This is a genomic window from Rubrivivax gelatinosus IL144, from assembly GCF_000284255.1.
Lineage (GTDB): Bacteria > Pseudomonadota > Gammaproteobacteria > Burkholderiales > Burkholderiaceae_C > Rubrivivax > Rubrivivax gelatinosus_A.
On the sequence record NC_017075.1, the window covers coordinates 2,893,407 to 2,915,959 of the forward strand.

The 22,553-nt window shown below is 70.6% G+C and carries 21 protein-coding genes and 1 tRNA gene; 4 read left to right on the forward strand and 18 right to left on the reverse strand.

Annotation, left to right across the window (positions count from 1 at the left end; all coding sequences use genetic code 11):
* From rseP to rpsB, 8 genes are all read right to left on the reverse strand, one after another.
* Positions 1-1,371, reverse strand: a complete 1,371-nt coding sequence (gene rseP, locus RGE_RS13280; RefSeq protein ID WP_014428933.1) for an RIP metalloprotease RseP — start codon at positions 1,369-1,371, stop codon at positions 1-3.
* Positions 1,368-2,552 carry a 1-deoxy-D-xylulose-5-phosphate reductoisomerase gene (locus RGE_RS13285; RefSeq protein ID WP_014428934.1) on the reverse strand — a complete coding sequence of 395 codons (1,185 nt, stop codon included), beginning with the start codon at positions 2,550-2,552 and terminating at the stop codon, positions 1,368-1,370. Before RGE_RS13285 ends, rseP begins: the two co-directional genes overlap by 4 nt.
* A gap of 26 nt (positions 2,553-2,578) precedes the next feature.
* Positions 2,579-3,415 (reverse strand): phosphatidate cytidylyltransferase, encoded by an 837-nt coding sequence (locus RGE_RS13290; RefSeq protein ID WP_014428935.1) that lies wholly within the window; start codon positions 3,413-3,415, stop codon positions 2,579-2,581.
* 6 nt (positions 3,416-3,421) lie between these two features.
* Complete coding sequence (gene uppS, locus RGE_RS13295) at positions 3,422-4,192, reverse strand: polyprenyl diphosphate synthase (protein WP_014428936.1); 771 nt, start codon at positions 4,190-4,192, stop codon at positions 3,422-3,424.
* Between the two features lie 16 nt (positions 4,193-4,208).
* Positions 4,209-4,769, reverse strand: coding sequence for a ribosome recycling factor (gene frr, locus RGE_RS13300; RefSeq protein ID WP_014428937.1), 561 nt, complete (start codon positions 4,767-4,769; stop codon positions 4,209-4,211).
* Between the two features lie 15 nt (positions 4,770-4,784).
* Positions 4,785-5,495, reverse strand: coding sequence for a UMP kinase (gene pyrH / locus RGE_RS13305; RefSeq protein ID WP_014428938.1), 711 nt, complete (start codon positions 5,493-5,495; stop codon positions 4,785-4,787).
* Positions 5,496-5,573: 78 nt separating this feature from the next.
* Entirely contained in the window at positions 5,574-6,494 is a 921-nt protein-coding gene (gene tsf / locus RGE_RS13310; protein ID WP_014428939.1) for a translation elongation factor Ts, read from the reverse strand.
* A gap of 102 nt (positions 6,495-6,596) precedes the next feature.
* Positions 6,597-7,340: a 30S ribosomal protein S2 gene (gene rpsB, locus RGE_RS13315; protein ID WP_014428940.1), complete on the reverse strand. Its 744-nt coding sequence runs from the start codon at positions 7,338-7,340 to the stop codon at positions 6,597-6,599.
* Between the two features lie 188 nt (positions 7,341-7,528).
* Here rpsB and RGE_RS13320 point away from each other — a divergent pair, with 188 nt between their 5' ends.
* From RGE_RS13320 to RGE_RS13330, 3 genes are read left to right on the forward strand one after another with little or no spacing between them, the layout of a single operon-like run.
* A complete protein-coding gene (locus tag RGE_RS13320) occupies positions 7,529-8,902 on the forward strand; it encodes an amidase (RefSeq protein ID WP_014428941.1) in 1,374 nt (457 codons plus the stop codon).
* A 2-nt stretch (positions 8,903-8,904) separates the two neighbouring features.
* Positions 8,905-10,158 carry an FAD-dependent oxidoreductase gene (locus RGE_RS13325; RefSeq protein WP_014428942.1) on the forward strand — a complete coding sequence of 418 codons (1,254 nt, stop codon included), beginning with the start codon at positions 8,905-8,907 and terminating at the stop codon, positions 10,156-10,158.
* 25 nt (positions 10,159-10,183) lie between these two features.
* The gene (locus RGE_RS13330; protein WP_014428943.1) at positions 10,184-11,650 is read left to right on the forward strand and encodes a bifunctional ADP-dependent NAD(P)H-hydrate dehydratase/NAD(P)H-hydrate epimerase; all 1,467 of its coding nucleotides are present in this window, start codon (positions 10,184-10,186) and stop codon (positions 11,648-11,650) included.
* 7 nt (positions 11,651-11,657) lie between these two features.
* Here the strand turns inward: RGE_RS13330 and rnr are convergent, their stop codons facing one another.
* Complete coding sequence (gene rnr, locus RGE_RS13335) at positions 11,658-13,919, reverse strand: ribonuclease R (RefSeq protein ID WP_052311001.1); 2,262 nt, start codon at positions 13,917-13,919, stop codon at positions 11,658-11,660.
* Between the two features lie 33 nt (positions 13,920-13,952).
* Between rnr and RGE_RS13340 the strand changes: the two genes are divergently transcribed.
* Positions 13,953-14,037 (forward strand) — tRNA-Leu (locus tag RGE_RS13340).
* Positions 14,038-14,141: 104 nt separating this feature from the next.
* Here RGE_RS13340 and RGE_RS13345 read toward each other — a convergent pair.
* From RGE_RS13345 to der, 9 genes are all read right to left on the reverse strand, one after another.
* Positions 14,142-14,663 (reverse strand): phosphoribosyltransferase, encoded by a 522-nt coding sequence (locus RGE_RS13345; RefSeq protein WP_014428945.1) that lies wholly within the window; start codon positions 14,661-14,663, stop codon positions 14,142-14,144.
* A gap of 30 nt (positions 14,664-14,693) precedes the next feature.
* The gene (locus RGE_RS13350) at positions 14,694-16,034 is read right to left on the reverse strand and encodes an adenylosuccinate synthase (RefSeq protein ID WP_014428946.1); all 1,341 of its coding nucleotides are present in this window, start codon (positions 16,032-16,034) and stop codon (positions 14,694-14,696) included.
* A gap of 22 nt (positions 16,035-16,056) precedes the next feature.
* On the reverse strand, positions 16,057-17,217 hold the full coding sequence (locus RGE_RS13355) for an ATP phosphoribosyltransferase regulatory subunit (RefSeq protein WP_043785413.1): 1,161 nt from the start codon (positions 17,215-17,217) through the stop codon (positions 16,057-16,059).
* Positions 17,218-17,307: 90 nt separating this feature from the next.
* Positions 17,308-17,493: a DUF2065 domain-containing protein gene (locus RGE_RS13360; protein WP_014428948.1), complete on the reverse strand. Its 186-nt coding sequence runs from the start codon at positions 17,491-17,493 to the stop codon at positions 17,308-17,310.
* A gap of 16 nt (positions 17,494-17,509) precedes the next feature.
* Positions 17,510-18,403 (reverse strand): protease modulator HflC, encoded by an 894-nt coding sequence (gene hflC / locus RGE_RS13365; RefSeq protein WP_014428949.1) that lies wholly within the window; start codon positions 18,401-18,403, stop codon positions 17,510-17,512.
* An 18-nt stretch (positions 18,404-18,421) separates the two neighbouring features.
* A complete protein-coding gene (gene hflK, locus RGE_RS13370) occupies positions 18,422-19,681 on the reverse strand; it encodes an FtsH protease activity modulator HflK (RefSeq protein WP_014428950.1) in 1,260 nt (419 codons plus the stop codon).
* Entirely contained in the window at positions 19,678-20,847 is a 1,170-nt protein-coding gene (gene hflX / locus RGE_RS13375) for a GTPase HflX (protein ID WP_014428951.1), read from the reverse strand. Before hflX ends, hflK begins: the two co-directional genes overlap by 4 nt.
* 43 nt (positions 20,848-20,890) lie before the next feature.
* Positions 20,891-21,133 (reverse strand): RNA chaperone Hfq, encoded by a 243-nt coding sequence (gene hfq, locus RGE_RS13380; RefSeq protein WP_014428952.1) that lies wholly within the window; start codon positions 21,131-21,133, stop codon positions 20,891-20,893.
* 75 nt (positions 21,134-21,208) lie between these two features.
* A complete protein-coding gene (gene der, locus RGE_RS13385; RefSeq protein WP_014428953.1) occupies positions 21,209-22,552 on the reverse strand; it encodes a ribosome biogenesis GTPase Der in 1,344 nt (447 codons plus the stop codon).
* Position 22,553: the final 1 nt, after the last annotated feature.

Sequence of the window (22,553 nt, forward strand, 5' to 3'; positions counted from 1 at the left end):
TCAGTGCAGGCCCAGCAGCCGGGCCACGTCGTTGAAGAGGGCGAGCGACATCATCATCAGCAGCACCGCGATCCCGCCGCGCTGCAGCCTCGCCAGCCACAGATCGGAGACTGGCCGTCCGGTGACGGCCTCGAAAATGTAATACATGAGATGGCCGCCATCGAGCATCGGCAGCGGCAACAGGTTCAGCACGCCCAGGCTGACGCTGACCAGCGCGAGGAAACCGAGGTACACCGCCGGGCCGCGCTGCACCGACTGGCCGGCGTAGTCGGCGATGGTCAGCGGGCCGCTGAGGTTCTTCAGCGAGGCCTCGCCGATCAGCATGTTGCCGATCATGCGCAGCGTCAGCGACGACACCTCCCAGGTGCGCGAGGCGCCCTGCTGCAGGCCGTCGAGGAAGCCGCGGCGCACGACGATCGTCTCGGGCATCGAGCCGACGACGGTGTCGATGCGGCCGATGGCCTGGCCGTCGACCTGCACGACGCGCGGCACGATGTCCAGGTCGAGTTCCCTGCCGCCGCGCTCGACGCGCCAGCGCATCCCGACGCCCTTGCCGTCCTCGACCGCGGCGCGCACGCGGCGCACCAGCGCCGTCGCGTCGGCCACCGGCTGGCCGTCGACCAGCAGCACGCGGTCGCCGGCACGCAGCCCGGCGGCCGCCCCCGGGCTGCCGGCACGCACCTCGCCGATGCGCGCCTCGCTGAAAGGGGCGCCGAAGCCGAGCTGGCCGACGAGGCCGGAATCGACGTCGCGGGTCGAATAACGCGACAGGTCCAGGTGCAGCGTGCGCACGCCGTGTCCGTCGCGCTGGCTGACCTCCAGATCGATCGAGCGGCCCTGCATCGCCGCCTGCGTGACCTGCCAGCGCAGGTCGGTCATCGAGTCGACCTCGTCCCAGGCCAGGCCGTCGCGGGACACGGCTCGAACCCAGTCGCCGGCACGCAGGCCGGCGGCTTCGACGGCGCTGCCGGCCGGCGGCGTGCCGAGCACGGCCTTGGGCTCCTCGATGCCGATCCAGTGCGCCGCGGCGTACAACAGCACCGCCAGCACGAGGTTGGCCAGCGGCCCGGCCGAGACGATGGCCGCGCGGCGCGGCAGCGACTGGCGGTTGAAGGCGCGATGGCGTTCGTGGGCGGCCACCGGCTCCTCGCGCTCGTCGAGCATCTTCACGTAGCCGCCCAGCGGCAGCGCGCAGACGACGAACTCGGTGCGGTCGGCACCGCGCACGCGGCTGAACAGCACGCGGCCGAAGCCGATCGAGAAACGCTGCACCTTGACGCCGCAGGCCACCGCGACGCGGTAGTGCCCGTACTCGTGCACGACGATCAGCACGCCGAGCGTCGCCACGAAGGCCAGCGCGGTGACGATCACGCGGCGCGCGCTCCGATGAGGATGCGCGCGGCGGCACGCGCCCGTTCGTCCAGCGCGATCAGGTCGTCGATCGTGCCGATCGCGCCCAGCGCCGGCACGAGGCGCTCGACGGTGCCGGCGTTGACGGCGTGGATGTCGGTGAAGCCGATGCGGCGGTCGAGGAAGGCCGCGACGGCCTCCTCGTTGGCCGCGTTCATCACCGCCGTGGCGCCCACCGGGCCGCGCAGCGTCTCCCAGGCCAGCGCCAGTCCGGGGAAGCGGCGCAGGTCGGGTTCCTCGAAGGTCAGCGCCTGCAACTGCAGGAAGTCCAGGCGCGAGGCACCGCACTCGATGCGCTCGGGGAAGGCCAGGCCGTAGGCGATCGGCACGCGCATGTCCGGCGTGCCGAGCTGCGCCAGCACCGAGTTGTCGCGGCAGACGACCATCGAGTGGATGATGCTCTGCGGGTGGATGACGACGCGCACCTGCTCGGGCTCGAGGCCGAACAGCCAGCGCGCCTCGATGACCTCGAGCGCCTTGTTCATCATCGTCGCCGAGTCGACCGAGATCTTGCGGCCCATGACCCAGTTCGGGTGGGCCACGGCCTGCTCGGGCGTGACGTCGGCGAGCGTCGCCGGATCGCGGCGGCGGAACGGGCCGCCGCTGGCGGTCAGCACGATGTGGTCGATGCGCTGGCCCCAGACGCGGCGGTCCTCGGGCAGGCACTGGAAGATCGCCGAGTGTTCGCTGTCGATCGGCAGCAGCGTCGCGCCGCCGTCCTCGACGGCCTTCATGAACAGCGCGCCGCCGACGACCAGCGCCTCCTTGTTGGCCAGCAGCAGGCGCTTGCCGGAGCGCGCCGCCGCCATGCACGACGGCAGGCCGGCCGCCCCGACGATGGCCGCCATCACGCTGTCGACCTCGGGTTCGGAGACCAGTTCGCACAGCGCGTGGGCGCCGACGCGGACCTCGGTGCGCACGCCGCCGAGCAGCGCGCGCAGCGCCGTCGCCCGCTCTTCGGTTGGCACGACGGCGACACGCGGGCGGAACTGGCGGCACTGGGCCGCGAGCTCCTCGACACGCTGGAAGGCGCTCAGGCCGTAGACCTCGAAACGCTCGGGGTGGCGGGCCACGACGTCCAGCGTGCTGGTGCCGATGGAGCCGGTGGAGCCGAGGATGACCAGACGTTGGAGTGTGCTCACGATGCCTGCCAGGTGACGGAAGTAGCTTAGACCCCGGCCAAGGCCAGGGCGATCGGGAAGACCGGCAGCAGCGCGTCGACACGGTCGAGCACGCCGCCATGGCCGGGCAACAGGCGGCTGCTGTCCTTGGCGCCGGCCGCGCGCTTGACCAGCGACTCGACGAGGTCGCCGACGACGCTCATCGCGACCAGCGCCAGCAGCGCCGCGGCCGCCAGCGCCGGCCCCAGCGTATCGAGCATGCGGCTGTACAGCCCCGGGCCGTCCAGGCTCCAGTGGCGGTCGACGGCGATCCAGGCCAGGGCCAGCAGCAGCACCCCGGCCACGCCGCTCCAGACGCCTTCCCAGCTCTTGCCCGGGCTGACCGAAGGCGCGAGCTTGCGCCGGCCGAAGGCCCGGCCGCCGAAGTAGGCGCAGATGTCGGCCGCCCACACGAGGCAGAAGACCGAGAACATGAAATTCAGGCCGACGACGCGGGCATGGGCGATCGCCAGCCAGGCGGCCCAGAGCATCACCAGTCCGAGAATCCAGCGCGCGGCCTGCGGCAGCCTCGGCCACGCTGCCGGGCCGCCGCGCAGCGCGACGACGCTGCCCGGCACCCACAGCGCGACGGCCAGCCACCAGACGAAGGACGGTGCCCGCTCCACCCAGCCGGCCGCCAGCGACGCGCCGCAGGCGGCCGCCAGCACGGCGGCCATCGCGATCGCGACGCCCTGCCCGGCCTGGTTCAACCGTGCCCATTCCCAACCGGCGGCCGCCAGCAGCACCAGCGTCAGCAGCGCGAACCACCCCGGCCCGGGGGCCGCCAGCGACGCGATCAGGACGAGGAGCAGGACGACGGCCGTGATGACCCGCTGTCGCAGCATGGGACCTCAGGGGCTGTCGGACACCACCTGCGCGGGACGGATGCCGCCGAAACGGCGGTCACGCTGCGCATAGGCGGCCAGCGCGGCGTCGATCTCGGACTCGCCGAAATCGGGCCACAGGCACTCGGTGAAGAACAGCTCCGAGTACGCCGCCTGCCACAGCAGGAAGTTGCTCATGCGCATCTCGCCGCCTGTGCGGATGAAGAGGTCCGGATCCGGCGCGAAGGACAGCGCCATGTGCCGCGAGAGGTAGGACTCGTCGAAGTCCTCGGGCTTGACGCCGTCGGCCAGCGCCTGACGGCAGGCCTGCACGACGTCCCAGCGGCCGCCGTAGTTGAAGGCCACCGACAGCGTGATGCGGCGGTTGTTCGCCGTCAGCGATTCGGCACGGTCCCAGGCATCACGCAGCTTGTCGGAGACCGCCGAGCGGTCGCCGATGATGCGGATGCGCACGCCGTCGCCGGCCATCTTCGTCAGGTACTTGGACACCGCGACGAGCACCAGGCCCATCAGGCCCGACACCTCGTCGGACGGACGCTTCCAGTTCTCGGACGAGAAGGCGAAGACGGTGAGGTACTCGACGCCACGCTCGGCAAAGGCGTTGACGGCCCGCACCAGCGTGTCCACGCCCTGCTTGTGGCCGAAGAAACGCGGCATGTAGCGCTGGCGGGCCCAGCGCCCGTTGCCGTCCATGACGACGGCGACATGGCGCGGCCTGGCGCAATCGGGCACCTTGCCGTTGGGCGCGAGGTTTTCGGTCAGCGGGAGATGGGTCATCGGCGGCGCAGGCGACTCAGACGGCCATGACCTCCGCTTCCTTGGCTTGGACGAGCTTGTCGATCTCGGCGATCGTACGATCCGTCAGGCGCTGGACCTCGTCCTGCCCGCGGCGCTCGTCGTCCTCGGAGACGAGTTTGTCTTTGACCAGCTTCTTCAGCTGCTCGTTGGCGTCGCGGCGCACCGCGCGCACGTGGATCTTGGCTTCTTCGCCGGTGTGGCGCACGACCTTGGTCAGCTCCTTGCGGCGCTCTTCGGTCAGCGCGGGCATCGGCACGCGCAGCAGGTCGCCCTGGGCGGAGGGGTTCAGGCCGAGATCCGACTCGCGGATCGCCTTCTCGATCTTCGCGCCCATGCCCTTTTCCCAGGGCTGCACGCTGATCGTGCGGGCGTCGAGCAGCGAGACGTTGGCGACCTGGCTGATCGGCAGCATCGAGCCGTAGTACTCGACGTGGACCTGGTCCAGGATGCCCGGGTGGGCGCGGCCGGTGCGGATCTTGTGCAGTTCGTTCTTGAACGAATCGACGGACTTCGCCATCTTCTCGGCGGCCGTCTTTTGGATGTCAGCGGTGGTCATGAGATGGGGGCCTCGTCAAACGTGCACGAGCGTGCCTTCGTCCTCGCCCAGCACGACGCGCTTCAGGGCGCCGGGCTTGTTGATGCTGAAGACCCGGATCGGCAGCTTCTGGTCGCGGCACAGCGCGAACGCTGTGGCGTCCATGACCTGCAGGTTCCTCGCGATCGCTTCGTCGAAGGCGATCGTCGAGTAGCGCGTGGCGGTCGGGTCCTTGTTCGGGTCGGCGGAATAGACGCCGTCGACCTTGGTCGCCTTCAGCACCACCTCGGCGCCGACTTCGGCGCCACGCAGCGCAGCGGCGGTGTCGGTGGTGAAGAACGGGTTGCCGGTGCCGGCGGCGAAGACGACGATCTTGCCTTCCTCGAGGTACTGCAGCGCCTTCGGGCGCACGTACGGCTCGACGACCTGCTCGATCGAGATCGCCGACATCACGCGGGCGGTCATGCCTTCCTGGCGCATCGTGTCGGCCAGCGCGAGCGAGTTCATCACCGTCGCGAGCATGCCCATGTAGTCGGCGGTGGCGCGGTCCATGCCGACCGAGCCGCCCGCGACACCGCGGAAGATGTTGCCGCCGCCGATGACGACGGCGACCTGGCAGCCCAGGTTGGTGATCTCCTGGACTTCACGCACCATGCGCACGATGGTGCCGCGATTGATGCCGTACGAGTCCTCTCCCATCAGCGCCTCGCCCGACAGTTTGAGCAGAATGCGCTTGTATGCGGGCATGCGAGAGACTCCTGATTCGGTGGTGATGCGAGAGAGAGTGTAAGGGGGCACGAGGCCCCCTTTGTTGCCGGACCTAGCTTATTGGCCCTTGGCGGCGGCGACCTGGGCCGCGACCTCGGCGGCGAAGTCGTCGACCTTCTTTTCGATGCCTTCGCCGACCACGTACAGGGTGAAGCCCTTCACCGTGGTGCCGGCGGCCTTGAGCATCTGCTCGACGGTCTGCTTGTCGTTCTTGACGAAGGCCTGGTTCAGCAGCGAGACCTCCTTCAGGAACTTCTGCACCGAACCCTCGACGCGCTTGGCGACGATCTCCGGCGACTGCACCGGCTTGCCGGCGGCGGTCGCGGCGGCGGCGTCTTCGGCGGCCTTCTCGGCGGCGATGCGGCGCTCGGACTCGACCAGGTCGGCCGGGACTTCGCTGGCGGCCAGCGCCTTGGGCTTCATCGCGGCGACGTGCATCGCGACGTCCTTGGCGGCGACGGCGTCACCTTCGAACTCGACGACGACGCCGATGCGCGTGCCGTGCAGGTAGCTGGCGAGCTGGCCGCCGCCGGCGTAGCGCTTGAAGCGGCGGATCGACATGTTCTCGCCGATCTTGCCGATCAGGCCCTTGCGCACGTCCTCGAGCGTCGGGCCGAAGCCGTCCTGCTCGTAGGCCAGCGCGCCGAGCGCGGCGACGTCGGCCGGGTTCTTCTCGGCGACGAGCTGAGCCGTGGCCTTGGCGAAAGCCAGGAACGAGTCGTTCTTCGAGACGAAGTCGGTCTCGCAGTTGATTTCGACGAGCGCGCCGGTGGCGCCTTCGACGGCAGCGGCGACCACGCCTTCGGCGGTGATGCGGCTGGCGGCCTTGCCGGCCTTGTTGCCGAGCTTGACGCGCAGGATCTCCTCGGCGCGGGCGATGTCGCCGTCGGCCTCGGTGAGCGCCTTCTTGCACTCCATCATCGGCGCATCGGTCTTGGCGCGCAGTTCGGCAACCATGCTGGCGGTGATTGCGGGCATCTCTCTACTCCATTCGGATGGCAGGAAACCGCCGCAGCGCGTCGTGCGCGCCGGCGGCGGACTCACGGATTCGGGGCGGGGCCGGGTGCGGCCCCGCGCGGATCAGGCCTCTTCGCGGACCTCGACGAACTCGTCGGCGCCGGCGGCGGCTTGCACGACCTCGTTGGTCGCGCTGGCCTTGCCTTCGAGCACCGCGTCGGCGACGGCGCGCGCGTACAGCGCGACAGCCTTGGCCGAGTCGTCGTTGCCGGGGATGACGTAGTCGATGCCCACCGGCGAGTGGTTGGTGTCGACGACGCCGATCACCGGGATGCCGAGCTTCTTGGCTTCGGCGACGGCGATCTTGTGATAGCCGACGTCGATCACGAACATCGCGTCAGGCAGCGCGCTCATGTCCTGGATGCCGCCGATGTCCTTCTCGAGCTTGACCAGCTCGCGATCGAACAGCAGGGCTTCCTTCTTGATCATCTGCTCCATGCCGGCTTCCTTGGTCGCCTGCATGTCCTTGAGCTTCTTCAGCGAGCCCTTGACCGTCTTGAAGTTGGTCAGCATGCCGCCGAGCCAGCGTTGGTCGACGTAGGGCATGCCGCAGCGCTGGGCTTCCATCGCGACCACTTCGCGCGCCTGGCGCTTGGTGCCGATCATCAGGATCGTGCCGCGGCGCGCGCTCAGCTGGCGCACGAACTTCATCGCGTCCTCGAAGAGCGGCTGCGTCTTCTCGAGGTTGATGATGTGGATCTTGTTGCGATGGCCGTAGATGTACGGGGCCATCTTGGGGTTCCAGAAGCGCGTTTGGTGCCCGAAATGGACGCCGGCTTCCAGCATTTCACGCATGGAGACAGTCATGGAGACTCCGAAGGTTGGATCTAGAATCCCGGCGCTTGATCGTTGCCGAAGGTGACCGATTGGCTCGAGTCGTGAAAGCGACTGAAGCCTCTCCCGTCTCCCCGCCAGCGACACCTCAGGTGCCCGGGTTCGCGGATGTGTCCGTCTCGAATCGCAGGGGCATCAGCACCCGCCCCGAGACAAACCCAATGAGTCTACCACGCCGCGGCGCCCCCGATCTGGGCGACGCCCGGAACCGCATCGTGTCCGGCGCTTCCAGCGCCCTCGCGATGCTCGAAGAATCCCTCGCCGCGGCCGACGCGGCGCCCTGCCGCCACGCCTTCGTGCGCCGCTTCGACGCCCAGGCCCGGGCCACGGCCGCGGCGGTCGATGCGCTGCACGCCGCCGGCGCCCCGCTGCCGCCGCTGGCCGGGCTGGCGGTCTCGATCAAGGACCTGTTCGACGTCGCCGGGCAGCCGACGACCGGCGCCTCGGCGGCGCTGGCCGACGCGCCGCCGGCCGCCGCCGACTGCCCGGCCGTCGCCCGGCTGCGCTCTGCCGGCGCGGCGCTGGTCGGCCATACCAATCTGTCCGAGTTCGCCTTTTCCGGCCTCGGCCTCAACCCGCACCACGGCACGCCGGCCAACCCGGTGAGCGCGGCGCTGGACGCGACGCCGCGTGTGCCCGGCGGCTCGACCTCGGGCGGCGCGGTCAGCATCGCCACCGGCGCGGCCTGGGCGGCGCTGGGTTCGGACACCGGCGGCTCGATCCGCATCCCGGCGGCCTTCCAGGGCCTGGTCGGCTTCAAGAGCACGCAGGCGCTGGTGCCGCTGGACGGCAGCATCCCGCTGTCGAGCTCGCTGGACACGGCCTGCGCGATCACACGCTCGGTGGCCGACGCGGTGCAGCTGCACGGCATCCTCGCGGCACGCACACCGCGGCCGGCCGCGCGTCCTCTCGACGGGCTGCGTTTCGCCGTGCCGCGCACGCTGATGCTCGACGGCCTGGACGACAGCGTCGCGGCGGCCTTCGACGCCGCGCTGGCGACGCTGTCGGCCGGCGGCGCACGCATCGTCGAGATCGTGCTGCCCGAACTGGGCGAGCTGGCGTCGATCAACGCCGCCGGCGGTTTCCCGGCCGCCGAGTCCTGGACCTGGCATCGCCACCGCCTGGCCGAGCGCGGCGATCGTTACGACCCGCGTGTCGCCAGCCGCATCCGTCGCGGCGAAACGATGTCGGCCGCCGACTACCTGGACCTGCAGCGCACGCGCCGCGACTGGATCCGCCGGGTGCAGACGGCGCTCGCCGGCTTCGACGCCGCGCTGTCGCCGACGGTGCCGATCGTCGCGCCGCCGCTGGCGCCGCTGGAGGCCGACGACAAGCTCTTCTTCGCCACCAATGCGCTGGTGCTGCGCAATCCGGCGGCGGTGAACTTCCTCGACGGCTGCGCGCTGTCGCTGCCCTGCCAGACCGCCGGCGTGCTGCCGGTCGGGCTGATGCTCTGGGCACCGGCTTTCGCCGACGACACGGTGCTCGGCGCCGCGCTGCAGGTCGAGAGCGCGCTCGCCGCGCGGGAGGCTTGACGATGCGAGTCGCCGTCATCGGGGCCGGCATCGTCGGCGTCACCACCGCGTTCGAACTCGCCGCCGACGGGCACGAGGTCGTGGTCTACGAACGCCGCGGCAGCGTCGCCGCGGAAACCAGCTTCGCCAACGCCGGCGTGCTGGCCCCGGGCTACGTGATGCCCTCGGCCGCGCCGGGCATGCCGCTGAAGCTGATGCTGCAGCTCTTCCGCCGCGAAGGCGCGCTGACGCTGGACGGCCTGGGCGTCTGGGGCCAGCTGCCCTGGCTGTGGCGCTGGTGGCGCGCCTGCCGCCCCGGCGTGCACGCGACCAACCGCGCCGCGATGCTGCGCCTGGCGCGACTCAGCCAGGAGCGCCTGGCGACGCTGACGCGCTCGCTGCGCCTGGACTACGAGCACAGCCGCGGCTACACGGTGCTGCTGCGCAGCGAACGCGAACTCAAGCGCGCCCGGCCAGGCCTGAAGCTGCTCGCCGAACTCGGCGTGCCCTTCGAGTTGCTCGACGCCGAACGTGCCCGCCAGGTCGAGCCGGGACTGAACCCCGAGACGGCGCTGCGCGCGGCCGTGCACCTGCCGCAGGACGGCGTCGGCAACTGCCGCCAGTTCGCGCAGCAGCTGAAGACCGAGGCCGCGCAGCGCGGCGCCGACTTCCGCTTCGGTGTCGAGGTCGAGCGCATCGGCGCCGGCGGCAGCCCGACGGTGCTCGCCTGCGGCCGCGAGGAGCGTTTCGACGCCGTCGTGCTGTGCAGCGGCGCGGCCTCGGTCCCGCTGCTGCACTCGCTGCGGCTGAAGCTGCCGCTGGCGCCGGTCTGGGGCTACGCGGTGACCGCACCGCTGCGCCAGCTCGAGGCCTATCCCGACCTCGGCCCGCGCTCGGCGATCTTCGACGAACGCTTCCGCGTCACCGTCAGCCGCCTCGGCCAGCGCGTGCGTGTGGCCGGCAGCAGCGAGATCGGCGGCCGCGCCGACCGCTACGACGAACGCGCGCTGCGCACGCTGTACCGCGTGCTCGAGGACTGGTTCCCCGGCGCCTTCGTCGCGACCCAGGCGCAGCGCTGGAAGGGCGCGCGCCCCAGCCTGCCCGATGGCCCACCGGTGCTGGGCACCAGCGGCCTGCCCGGTGTCTGGCTGAACCTGGGCCACGGCGCCAGCGGCTGGGCGCTGGCCTGCGGCTCGGCGCGTGTGCTGGCCGAACAGGTGGCCGGGCGCGCCGCGCCGCTGGACATGACGGCGCTCGGCCTGGAACGCCTGCGCTGAACCAGGGCAGGACGAGAATGGCGGCATGAGCCCCGCCCTCGTCGCCCCCAAAACCGGCTGGCCGCTGCACGACGCGGCCGCCTCCCGCGCCGCCGAGGCGGTGGCGCTGGCCGCCACGCCGCCGCACGCGCTGATGCGCCGCGCCGGGCTCGGTGTCGCCCGCCTGGCGCTGGCGCTGGCACCGCACGCGCGCAGCGTCGCCGTGCTCGCCGGCCCGGGCAACAACGGCGGCGACGGCCTCGTCGCCGCACGCCATCTGCACGCCGCGGGCAAGGCCGTGCGCGTCGTGCTGACCGGCGACGTCGGCCGGCTGCCGGCGGACGCTGCCGACGCGCTGGCGGCGGCACAGGCCGCCGGCGTGCCGATCGCCGAAGCGCTGGACGAAGACCCGGCCGAGCTGATCATCGACGCCCTGCTCGGCCTGGGCACGCGCCGCGCGCCCGAAGGCCGCATCGCCACCGCCATCGCCTGGGCCGCGTCGCGCGGCGCGCCGGTGCTGGCGGTGGACCTGCCCTCCGGCCTTCATCCGGACACCGGCCAGCCGCTGGGCGAGGCCTGCATTCGGGCCGACGCGACGCTGGCGCTGCTGACGCTCAAGCCCGGGCTCTTCACCGGCGAGGGACGCGACCACGCCGGCCAGGTCTGGTTCGACGAGCTCGGCGTCGCGGCCGGCGGCGAGACCGCCCGCCTGGCCGCCGCGCCGGCACGGGCCGTGCGCCGGCACGCCCAGCACAAAGGCAGTTTCGGCGACGTGGCCGTCGTCGGCGGCGCGCCCGGCATGGCCGGCGCCGCCTGGCTGGCGGCGCGCGCGGCGCTGGCCGCCGGCGCCGGCCGCGTCTACTGCAGCCTGCTCGACGCCGAGGCGCCGCTGCTGGACCCGACCCGGCCCGAGCTGATGGGCCGCCCCGCCTGGTGGCGTTCGCCGCCGGCGACGCTGGCCGCAGCGACCGTCGTCGCCGGCTGCGGCGGCGGCCAGGCGGTGCGCGAGGCCATGCCGGCTCTGCTGGCGCATGCCGGCCGGCTGGTGCTGGACGCCGACGCGCTCAACGTGCTGGCCGCCGACCTCTCGCTGCAGCGGCTGCTGACGCGCCGCGCGCAACCGACCGTGCTGACGCCGCATCCGCTGGAGGCCGCACGCCTGCTCGGCACGACGGCCGCCGCGGTCCAGGCCGATCGCCTGGCCGCGGCGCAGCGCCTGGCCGAGCGCCTGGGCTGCGTCGTCGTGCTGAAGGGGTCGGGCAGCGTCGTCGCGGCACCGGGCGCCCTGCCCTCGCTGAACCCGACCGGCAACGCGCTGCTGGCCACCGCCGGCACCGGCGACGTGCTGGCCGGCTGGCTGGGCGGCGCATGGGCGGCCGGTGGCGAAGCCTTCGCCACCGCGGTCGCCGCGGTCTGGCAGCACGGCCACGCCGCCGACCGCGCGCTGGCCGCCGGCGCCGGCCGGCCGCTGCGCGCAGCCGACCTCGTCGACGCGCTGCACGCGAGCGCCTGAACGCGCCTCAGCGGCGCGTGCGCACCTTGCCGGCCGTCTTGCGGGCGCTGCTCTTGCGCGGCGCGGTGGCGACCTTGCGGGCCTTCGAAGCCGCTTTCGCGGAGCGGTCGGCGGCCCGCAGCGCAGCCAGTTCCTCGCTCGCCGAACCCGGCTTTTCGGCACGCTCCGGCGTCCCGCGGCCGCGCGCCAGCAGGCGCTCGGAATCGCCCTCGCGCACCATGCGGAAGTCGATGCGGCGGCCGTCCAGGTCGACGCGGCTGACCTGCACCTGCACCCGCGTGCCGATGACGTAGCGCACGCCGGTGCGCTCGCCCCGCAGTTCCTGGCGCAGTTCGTCGTGGCGGAAGTACTCGCCGCCGAGTTCGGTGATGTGCACCAGGCCCTCGACGTAGAGCGCGTCGAGCGTGACGAACAGGCCGAACGGCGTCACCGCGCTCACCGTGCCGGCGTACTCCTCGCCCAGGTGCTCGCGCATGTAGCGGCACTTGAGCCAGGCCTCGACGTCGCGCGAGGCCTCGTCGGCGCGGCGCTCGTTGGCGCTGCAGTGCGCGCCGGCGGCTTCCCAGGCCTCCATCTCCTGCGACATCGGCTTCGCCGGCTTGGCCGGCTTGCCGCCCTTGGCACCGCGGCGCACCTCGGGCACGCGCGTCTTCGGGCTGGGCACGAGGTGGTAGCGACGGGTGCCGAGCAGGGCCTTGATGACGCGGTGCACCAGCAGGTCCGGGTAGCGCCGGATCGGGCTCGTGAAGTGCGTGTAGGCGCCGTAGGCCAGGCCGAAGTGGCCGGCGTTGCTGGCGGTGTAGATCGCCTGCTGCATCGAGCGCAGCAGCATGGTCTGGATCTGCTGCGCGTCGGGGCGGCCCTGCACGGCCTGCGAGATGGCCTGCATCTCGGCCGGCGTCGGCTCCTCGCTCAGGTGCAGGCCGAGGCCCAGCGCCTTCAGATAGGCCTGCAGCGCGGCACGCTTCTCGGGCGTCGGACCTTCGTGCACGCGGTACAGCGAGGGGTGCTCGCCGTGGGCGATGAAGTCGGCTGCGCAGACGTTGGCCGCGAGCATCGCCTCCTCGATCAGCCGGTGGGCGTCGTTGCGCACGCGCGGCACGATCTTCTCGATGCGGCCGTTGTCGTCGCAGACGATCTGCGTTTCGACGGTGTCGAAGTCGACCGCGCCGCGCAGCGCACGCTGCTTGAGCAGCGCGCGGAAGACCTCGTGCAGGTGCACGAGCTGCGGCACCAGGTCGGCACGGCGCTGGGCTTCGGGGCCGCGCGTGTTCTGCAGCACCGCGGCGACCTCGGTGTAGGTTAGCCGCGCGTGCGAGCAGATCACCGCCGGGTAGAACTGGTAGGCGTCGAGCGTGCCTTCGGTCGACACGAGCATGTCGCAGACCATCGCCAGCCGGTCCTGCTCGGGGTTCAGCGAGCACAGGCCGTTGGACAGCTTCTCCGGCAGCATCGGGATCACGCGGCGCGGGAAGTAGACCGACGTCGCACGTTCGTAGGCGTCCTCGTCCAGCGGCTCGCCGGGTTTGACGTAGTGGCTGACGTCGGCGATGGCGACGATCAGCCGCCAGCCTTCGAACAGCGTCTTGCCGCGACCGCGGCGGAAGGGCTCGCAATAGACCGCGTCGTCGAAGTCGCGTGCGTCCTCGCCGTCGATCGTCACCAGCGGCACGTCGGTGAGGTCGACACGGTGCTTGCGGTCGGCGGCGCGCAGCTTCTCGGGCAGCGCCGCGGCCTGGGCCAGCGTCTCGGGCGTGAAGCGGTGCGGCACCTCGTACTTGCGCACCGCGATCTCGATCTCCATGCCGGGGTCGTCGATCTCGCCGAGCACCTCGGCGACACGGCCCACGGGGCGCGAGTGCAGCGACGGCGGTTCGGTCAGTTCGACCGAAACGACCTGCCCCACCGCGGCGCTGGCGGTGGCGTTCTTCGGAATCAGGATGTCCTGGCCGTAGCGGCGGTCTTCGGGCGCGACGATCCAGTGGCCGCCTTCGTGCAGCAGCCGGCCGATGATCGGCGACTTGCGGCGTTCCAGAATGTCGAGCACACGCCCTTCGGGCCGGCCCTTGCGATCGAAACGCACGATGCGCACGCGCACGCGGTCGCGGTGGAGTACCGAGCGCATCTCCTGCGGCGCGAGGTAGATCCAGGTGTCGCCCTCGTCGGGCACGACGAAACCGTGGCCGTCACGATGGCCTTCGACACGGCCCTCAACCTCGCCCAACAGGCCGGTTGAAGAATTTTTTGCGGAGGGGCTTGCAGAGTCCATATTCCGATGCTATAGTTCTTTCTTCCCTGAGACGCCCAGATGGCGGAATTGGTAGACGCACTAGTTTCAGGTACTAGCGCTTAACGGCGTGGAGGTTCGAGTCCTCTTCTGGGCACCAAACAACGACGGGGTTTCGGAAATTATCTTCCGAAACCCCGTTGGCTTTTCCGGCGAACGGAAAATAAAAAAGGCCAGCTTCGTGCTGGCCTTTTTGCTGGGCGGTCAAACCGCGAACTTGCGGGCGAGACCGTCGGGACGAAGGTTGTCGTATTCCTCGAAGGGCTGGTGGATCCACGGGCTCGTGTCGAGCATCTCGCAGTAGTAGTCGGGCACGTAGCTCGACACGCCCTTCACCCACAGCACCGCGGCGCGCAGCTCGGAGATCGACGGCATGCCACGCAGGCGGTCGACCACCGCGCGCAGCGTCACGCCGGTGTCGGCCAGGTCGTCGACGAGCAGCACGCGGCCGGCAAGTTCACCCTTGGGCATGGTGATGTACTTGGCCATGTCCAGGCGGCCCTGGATGGTGCCGGCGTCGGAGCGATAGGAACTCGTCGACATGATCGCCAGCGGCTTGTCGAAAACCCGCGACATGACGTCGCCGGGACGCATGCCGCCGCGCGCCAGGCACAGGATCTGGTCGAATTCCCAACCCGAGGCATGCACCTTGAGCGCCAGGCGCTCGATCAGCAGGTGGTATTCGTCCCAGGAAACGTAGAGGTGCTTGCCGTCGTCGGTGAGCATGGATTCTCCTTCTCGCTATTTCGTCGTGATTCAGGCGCGGAACGGATGCCGCAGCAGGATGGTGTGGACCCGATCGGGGCCGGTGGAAACCATGTCGATCGGGGCGCCGATCAGCGCCTGCACCCGCTCGAGATAACGTCGGGCGGCAAGCGGCAACTGTTCCCAGTTGGTCAGGCCGGCGGTCGTGTCGCTCCAGCCGGGCATGGTTTCGTAGATCGGCTGGCACTGCTCGATCTCGTCGGCATCCAGCGGCAGCACGTCGAGCACGCGACCGTCGAGTTCATACCCGGTGCAGATCTTGATTTCCTGCAGGCCGTCGAGCACATCGAGCTTGGTGATGCACAGGCCGGAGACGCCGTTGATGATGATCGAGCGCTTCAGCGCCGCGGCATCCAGCCAGCCGCAGCGGCGTGCACGGCCGGTGACGGTGCCACGCTCCTGGCCGACGGTCGACAGGTGGTGGCCGATCGTGCCCGCGGTCTCGATGTCGAGCTCGGTCGGGAACGGGCCGCTGCCGACACGCGTCGTGTAGGCCTTGGTGATGCCGAGCACGTAGTGCAGCATGCCCGGGCCCAGGCCCGAGCCCGCGGCGGCGTTGCCGGCGACGCAGTTGCTCGAGGTGACGTAAGGGTAGGTGCCGTGGTCGATGTCCAGCAGCGTGCCCTGGGCGCCTTCGAACAGCAGGTTCTCGCCCAGGCCGTGGGCCTGGAACAGGCGGTAGCCGACATCGGCCATCATCGGGCGCAGCTGTTCGGCGGCACGCAGCATGTCGTCGAGCATGGGCTGCAGCTCCAGCGGCTGGCCGCCGAGCACGCCGGTCAGCTCGGCGTTGTGCAGGTCGAGCAGCGTGCGCAGCTTGGCTTCGAGGCGCTCGGGGTGCTTCAGATCCTGCACGCGCAGCGCGCGGCGCGCGACCTTGTCTTCGTAGGCCGGACCGATGCCCTTGCCGGTGGTGCCGATCTTGCCGCTGCCGCAGCTCTCGCGCTGCGCTTCACGGGCGCGGTCGATCTCGACGTGGAACGGCAGGATCAGCGGGCAGGACTCGCTGATGAACAGGCGCGAGCGCACGTCCAGGCCCAGCGCCTCGAGGCGCTCGATCTCGCCGAGCAGGTGCTTCGGGTCGACGACGACGCCGTTGCCGATGTAGCACTTGACGCCCTCGCGCATGATGCCCGACGGGATCAGCTGCAGCGCCGTCTTGCGCCCGGCGATGACCAGGGTGTGGCCGGCATTGTGGCCGCCCTGGAAACGCACGACGCCCTGGGCGTGGTCGGTCATCCAGTCGACGACCTTGCCCTTGCCTTCGTCGCCCCACTGGGTGCCGACGACCACGACGTTGCGTCCCGCGGTCGGGAGGATGCCTGTTTGCATGGGATGGGTTCCTTAACGGGATTCAGCAGGCGCGCAGCTGCCACTGGCCGTCCAGCAGCACGAGCTCGCGGTCGCATTCGAAAGCCTGGGTCTCGACTTCGTGACCCGGCAGCGCGGCGATGACGGTTTCTCCGGCTTCGCGCAAACGGCGCACGGCGGCGCGCAGCGCGGCGTCGTCGCCCCAGGGGGCGCGGATCGCGCGGCCGGCGCCGACGGCCGGCGCCAGGTCGGCCAGCGCCTTCAGGTCCAGGCTGAAGCCGACGGCCGGCCGGTTGCGGCCGAAGACCGCGCCGACTTCGTCGTAGCGGCCGCCCCGCGCCAGCGCGTCGGCGCTGCCGGCGCCGTAGACGGCGAAGCGCAGGCCGCTGTAGTAGGCGTAGCCGCTCATGTCCGACAGGTCGAAGCCGATCGCCAGACCGGGGAACGCGGCGCGCAGGTGGCGCGCGGTCCATTCGAGCTGCTCGATCGCGGCGGTGATCAGGCTGCGCTGGGGCAGCTCGCTGCGCGCCGCGGCCAACACCTCGTCGCCACCGTACAGGCGCAGCAGCGCCCGCAGGCCGTGGCGGGTCTCGTCGGGCAGGCCGACGGCCAGCGCTTCGAGCGCCGAAGCGTCCTTCTCGGACAGCGCGGCGACGACGTCCTGCAGGCGCGAGGCGTCCACCGGCGCGCCGGCGAGCACGCCGCGCAGCACGCGCGCGTCGGCCAAGTCGATCGTCAGATCGGACAGGCGGGCAGCGTGCAGGCAGTCCAGCGCCAGCTCGGCGACCTCGAGGTCGGCTTCCAGGCCACCGTGACCGAAGATCTCGGCGCCGAACTGCAGCGGCTCGCGCGTCGCGTTCAGCCCCGAGGGCCGGGTGTGCAGCACCGGGCCGCAGTAGCAGAGCCGGGTGACACCTTCGCGGTTGAGCAGATGGGCGTCGATGCGCGCCGCCTGCGGCGTCGTGTCGGCGCGCAGGCCGAGCGTGCGGCCGCTCAGCTGGTCGACGAGCTTGAACGTCTTGAGGTCGAGTTCACGACCGGTGCCCGACAGCAGCGACTCGAGGTGCTCGAGCAGCGGCGGCATCACGAGCTCGAAGCCGTAGCCGCGGGCGCGGTCCAGAAGGCGCCGCCTCAGCTCCTCGATGCGTCGGGCGTCGGCGGGCAGGACGTCGGCGATATGCTCGGGCAAGAGCCAAGCTGACAACATTCGAAAAGGCCTGCAGCGCTTAAAAAGGGGATTGTACGCGGCGTTGCCGGCCCGGCCGACGAACGGCCGAGCGCACCGCGGGGCGGCTCAGTGCCAGAGCGCCAGCAGCACCAGGCCGACGCTGATGCAGCCCAGGCCGAGGAAGCGGATCTGGCCGTCCTCAAGCCGGGTCATCTGCTCGAACATGCGGCGCCAGGTCGCCGGGCTGGCGAAGGGCAGCAGCCCTTCGAAGATCAGCACCAGCGCCAGGGCGCCGAGCAGCAGGTCGGACACGTCGGTGCCGAACCGCTCACTTGCCCTTGCCGGCCGGTGTGCCCGGCCCGCCGTTGCGCATCGCGCGGAAGAACTCCGAGTTCGGGTCCAGCACCATCACGTCGCTCTTGGAGCGGAAGGCGGCGCGGTAGGCCTCGAGGCTGCGGTAGAACTGGGCGAACTGCGGGTCGCGGCCGAAGGCCTCGGCGTACAGCGAGGACGCCTTGGCGTCGCCCTCGCCCTTGATCTTCTGCGCGTCGCGATAGGCCTCGGCGAGGATGATCTCGCGCTGGCGGTCGGCGTCGGCGCGGATCTTCTCGCCTTCGGCCGCGCCTTGCGAGCGCAACTCGTTGGCGACCTGCTTTCGCTCGGACTCCATGCGGCGGTAGACCGAGTCGGTGATGTCGGCGACGAAGTCCACGCGCTTGATGCGCACGTCGACGATCTCGATGCCGAAGCCCTTGGCCTCGTCGGTCAGGCGGCTCTTGACGTCGTTCATCACCCGGTCGCGCTCGGTGGCGAGCACGCCGCGCACGGTGCGCTTGGTGATCTCCTCGTTGAACGCGGCCTGCACCACCGGCGCCAGCCGCGACTCGAGGTTGCGGATGTCGGTGCCGTTGTTGCGGATGAACTGGCGCGGCTCGGTGATGCGCCACTTGACCAGCCAGTCGATGACCAGGCTCTTCTTCTCGGCCGTGAAGATCGGCCGCGTCTCCGGGCTGTCCAGCGTCTGGATGCGCTTGTCCAGGAACACGACGTTCTGGAACGGCGGCGGCATCTTGAACTTGAGGCCGGGCTCGGTGACGACTTCCTTGATCTCGCCGAGGGCGTAGACGACCGCCACCTGGCGCTGGTCGACGACGAACAGCGTCGATGCGGCAAGCATCAGCGCGACCAGCGCGCCGGCGACGATAACTCCGATTCGATTCATGTCTCGCGTGCTCCTGGATCAGCGGCCTTCGCGGTCGCGAGCGCGCGCGTTGTCGCGGGAACGGATGTCGGCGCTGCCGGACAGCGTGTCCGGCGTCGACGAAGGCGTCGGCACGGCCACCGGGGCCTGCGCCGGCGCGGTGCTCGGGCCGCTCTGCTGGATCAGCTTGTCCAGCGGCAGGTACAGCAGGTTCGAGCCGCTGCGCGAGTCGACCAGCACCTTGGAGACGTTCGAGTAGATCTGCTGCATCGCGTCGAGGTACATGCGGTCGCGCGTGACCGCCGGCGCCTTCTGGTACTCGGTGAGCACCGAGCGGAAGCGCTGGGCGTCACCTTCGGCCTGGGCGATGACGCGGGCGCGGTAGCCCTCGGCTTCCTCGGCCAGGCGCGAAGCGTTGCCGCGGGCCTTCGGGATCACGTCGCTGGCGTAGGCCTGGCCTTCGTTCTTGAAGCGGTCGCGGTCGGCGCCGGCCTTGACGGCGTCGTTGAACGCCGCCTGCACCGCGTCGGGCACCTGCACGTTCTGGACGTTGACGTTGGCGATGATGATGCCGGCGCGCAGGCGCTCGAGCTGGGCCTGGATCGACTTGACGAGGTCCGAGGCCAGCGCGTCGCGCTGCTCGTAGAGCACCGAGTCGACGCTGCTGCGGCCGACGATCTCGCGCACCGCCGATTCGGCGGCCTGGACCACCGCTTCGTCGGCGTTGCGGTTCTCGAACAGGTACTGGCGCGCGTCGCTCAGCCGGTACTGCACGGTGAAGCGGATGTCGATGATGTTCTCGTCCTGCGTCAGCATCGACGAGTCGCGCAGCCCGGTGGCCTGGACCACCGTGTTGCGGCCGACGTCGACCGAACGCAGCTGCGTCACCGAGACCGTCTCGTGGGCCTGGATCGGGTACGGAAAGCGCCACTGGAAGCCGGCGTCGGCCGTGTGGCTGTACTTGCCGAAGGTCGTGACGACCGCCTGCTGGCCTTCCTGGACGATGAAGAAGCCGCTGCCCAGCCAGACCAGCACGACGACCGCGCCGATCAGGCCGACGCCGATGCCGGCGCTCTTCATGTCGGGCTGGAACGACGGGCCGCCGGAGCCGCCGCCGTTGCCGCCTTCGTTGCGGTTGCCGCCACCGCCGCCCTTGCCACCGAACAGGCCGCTCAGCTTGCGGTTGAAGTCGCGCCAGAGCTCGTCGAGGTCGGGCGGGCCGTCGTTGCGGTTGTTGAAGACCCAGCCTGCCAGCGCAGCGCGCAGCCGCGAGACCTTGAAGGGGGGTGTGTGCTTCATTCGTTGGTGATCGTTTGCGCCTCGGGCGCGGGACGCGCGGCCTCGGCGATGACCTGACGCAGGACGTCGAGCCCCTGCCCGTCGCGTGCGCTGACGAACACGCGCGCGCGGCGCATGCCCGGATGGACCTCGACCTCGTCGCGCGGCTGGCGTGGCAGCCGCGACTCCTCGAGCAGGTCGCATTTGTTGAAGACCAGGATCTGCGGCACGCCGGCCGCCCCGATCTCCTCGAGCACGCGCTCGACCTCGGCCTGCTGCTCGAGCAGCGCCGGGCTCGCGGCGTCGACGACGTGCAGCAGCAGGTCGGCGTCGGCGGCCTCGCGCAGCGTGGCCTCGAAAGCCTCGACGAGCTTGTGCGGCAGGTCGCGGATGAAGCCGACGGTGTCCGACAGCGACACCGAGGCGCCGGCCTCGCCGAGCCAGAGCGAGCGCGTCGTCGTGTCCAGCGTCGCGAACAGCTGGTCGGCGGCGTAGGTGCGCGCCTTGACGAGGGCGTTGAACAGCGTCGACTTGCCGGCGTTGGTGTAGCCGACCAGCGAGACGCGGAAGGTGCCGCGGCGCTCGCGCGCCCGGCGCTGCGTGCCGCGCTGCTGCTTGACCTTCTCCAGCCGCGCCTTCACCGACTTGATGCGCTCGCCGATCATGCGCCGGTCGAGTTCGATCTGCGCCTCGCCCGGGCCGCCGCGCGTGCCGATGCCGCCGCGCTGGCGCTCCAGGTGCGACCAGCGCCGCACCAGCCGCGTCGCGACGTACTGCAGGCGGGCGAGCTCGACCTGCAGCTTGCCTTCGTGGCTCTGGGCGCGGGCGGCGAAGATGTCGAGGATCAGCGAGGTGCGGTCGGCGACCGGAACGCCGAGGTGGCGCTCCAGGTTGCGCTGCTGCGCCGGCGACAGCGTCTGGTCGAAGATGACGCCGTGCGCCTGCGTGGCGCCGACCATCGCCCGGATCTCGTCGGCCTTGCCCGAACCAACGAACAGCGCCGCGTCGGGCGCCTTGCGGCGGGCGGTGACGCGGGCGACCGCGACGTCGCCCGCCGACTCGGCCAACAAGGCGAGTTCGTCGAGGGTGGGGTCGAAGTGGCTGTCACCGCCGAGGTCGACGCCGACGAGCACGGCGCGCGTCGGGCCGCCCTCCTGCGACAGCGTCTGCGGTGCAGCTGAAGTCAAGGCTCGGGTGGTGGCGGGTCTCGTTGGAGGGAATCGAGCGGGATCAGGCCTGCTCGGAGGCCTCGTTCGGATGGAAATTCACCGCGCGGCTGGGCACGACGGTGGAGATCGCGTGCTTGTAGACCATCTGGGTGACGGTGTTGCGCAGCAGAACGACGTACTGGTCGAAGGATTCGATGTGGCCCTGGAGCTTGATGCCGTTGACCAGGTAGATCGAGACCGGCACGTGCTCTTTGCGCAGCAGGTTCAGGAAGGGGTCCTGCAAAAGTTGGCCTTTGTTGCTCACGATATGCTCCGTGTTGAATGTCGAGTGCCCCACGTTATCACACGGGGGCGAACCCGACTTGAAAAGCGGATTGCCTCAGGGGCTGCGTTCGTCGAAGGGATTCTTCGAGGAACGGAATTCGATCCGCATCGGCGTGCCGACGAGCTTGAAGTGCTCGCGGAAACGACCTTCGAGATAACGCTTGTAGGCGTCGGTGATGTGGTCCAGCGAGTTGCCGTGGATCACGACCAGCGGCGGATTCATGCCGCCCTGGTGGGCATAACGCATCTTCGGCCGGAAAGCGCCTTCGCGCCGCGGGGCCTGGTGCTGCACGGCGTCGATCAGCAGGCGCGTCAGCACCGGCGTCGGCATCTTCACCGTCGCCGAGGCGTGGGCGTGCAGGATGGCCTTCCACAGCGCCGTGAGGCCGGTGCGCTTCTTCGCCGAGATCTGCAGCACCGGCGCGAACTTCAGGAACGCCAGGCGGCTCTCAATCGAGCGCTGCAGCTGCTGGCGCTGGTAGTCGTCGGTGGCGTCCCACTTGTTGAGCGCCAGCACGACAGCACGCCCGGACTCGAGCACGTAACCGGCGATGTGCGCGTCCTGCTCGCTGACGCCGACGGTGGCGTCGACCATCAGCACGACGACGTTGGCGTCGGCGATGGCCTGCAGCGTCTTGACGACCGAGAACTTCTCGATCGCCTCGAAGACCTTGCCCTTGCGGCGCAGGCCGGCGGTGTCGATCAGCTCGAAACGGCGGCCCTCGCGCTCCAGCGAGACCTTGATCGCGTCGCGCGTCGTGCCCGGTTGGTCGAACGCCACCAGGCGCTCCTCGCCCAGCCAGGCGTTGATCAGCGTCGACTTGCCGACGTTGGGCCGGCCGGCGACGGCCAGGCGGATCGGCGCGTCGGCATCGGGCTCGCCGCCCTCCTCGTCCTCGTCGCCGAAGTCGAAGTCCTCCAGCGCCGTCTCGAGCAGGCTGCGCACGCCCTGGCCGTGCGAGGCCGACAGCGGATGCGGCTCGCCGATGCCGAGCTCGTGGAACTCGGCCAGCAGCGGCGACTCGGCCATGCCTTCGGCCTTGTTGACCGCGAGGATGACCTTCTTCTGCTGCGTGCGCAGGAAGCGCGCGATGTCGTGGTCCTGGGCCGACAGGCCGGCACGCAGGTCGGTGACGAAGACGACGACGTCAGCCTCGGCGACGGCCTGCTTGGTCTGCTTGGCCATCTCGGCGACGACGCCGCTGGGCTTCTCGGGCTCGAAGCCGCCGGTGTCGACGACGATGAACTCGCGCCCGCCCAGGCGGGCGTCGCCGTAGTGGCGGTCACGCGTCAGGCCGGCGAAGTCGGCGACGATGGCGTCGCGGCTCTTCGTGATCCGGTTGAACAGCGTCGACTTGCCGACGTTCGGCCGCCCGACGAGCGCGATGACAGGTTTCACT

Bases quoted from the DNA above. Each gene is read 5' to 3' on its own strand.
- RGE_RS13325 (WP_014428942.1), top strand. From the start codon at position 8,905: ATGCGAGTCGCCGTCATCGGGGCCGGCATCGTCGGCGTCACCACCGCG.
- rnr (WP_052311001.1), bottom strand. From the start codon at position 13,919: ATGGACTCTGCAAGCCCCTCCGCAAAAAATTCTTCAACCGGCCTGTTG.
- RGE_RS13350 (WP_014428946.1), bottom strand. From the start codon at position 16,034: ATGCAAACAGGCATCCTCCCGACCGCGGGACGCAACGTCGTGGTCGTC.
- uppS (WP_014428936.1), bottom strand. From the start codon at position 4,192: ATGACCCATCTCCCGCTGACCGAAAACCTCGCGCCCAACGGCAAGGTG.
- frr (WP_014428937.1), bottom strand. From the start codon at position 4,769: ATGACCACCGCTGACATCCAAAAGACGGCCGCCGAGAAGATGGCGAAG.
- RGE_RS13320 (WP_014428941.1), top strand. From the start codon at position 7,529: ATGAGTCTACCACGCCGCGGCGCCCCCGATCTGGGCGACGCCCGGAAC.
- hflC (WP_014428949.1), bottom strand. From the start codon at position 18,403: ATGAATCGAATCGGAGTTATCGTCGCCGGCGCGCTGGTCGCGCTGATG.
- pyrH (WP_014428938.1), bottom strand. From the start codon at position 5,495: ATGCCCGCATACAAGCGCATTCTGCTCAAACTGTCGGGCGAGGCGCTG.
- hflK (WP_014428950.1), bottom strand. From the start codon at position 19,681: ATGAAGCACACACCCCCCTTCAAGGTCTCGCGGCTGCGCGCTGCGCTG.
- rpsB (WP_014428940.1), bottom strand. From the start codon at position 7,340: ATGACTGTCTCCATGCGTGAAATGCTGGAAGCCGGCGTCCATTTCGGG.
- RGE_RS13290 (WP_014428935.1), bottom strand. From the start codon at position 3,415: ATGCTGCGACAGCGGGTCATCACGGCCGTCGTCCTGCTCCTCGTCCTG.
- RGE_RS13330 (WP_014428943.1), top strand. From the start codon at position 10,184: ATGAGCCCCGCCCTCGTCGCCCCCAAAACCGGCTGGCCGCTGCACGAC.
- RGE_RS13345 (WP_014428945.1), bottom strand. From the start codon at position 14,663: ATGCTCACCGACGACGGCAAGCACCTCTACGTTTCCTGGGACGAATAC.
- tsf (WP_014428939.1), bottom strand. From the start codon at position 6,494: ATGCCCGCAATCACCGCCAGCATGGTTGCCGAACTGCGCGCCAAGACC.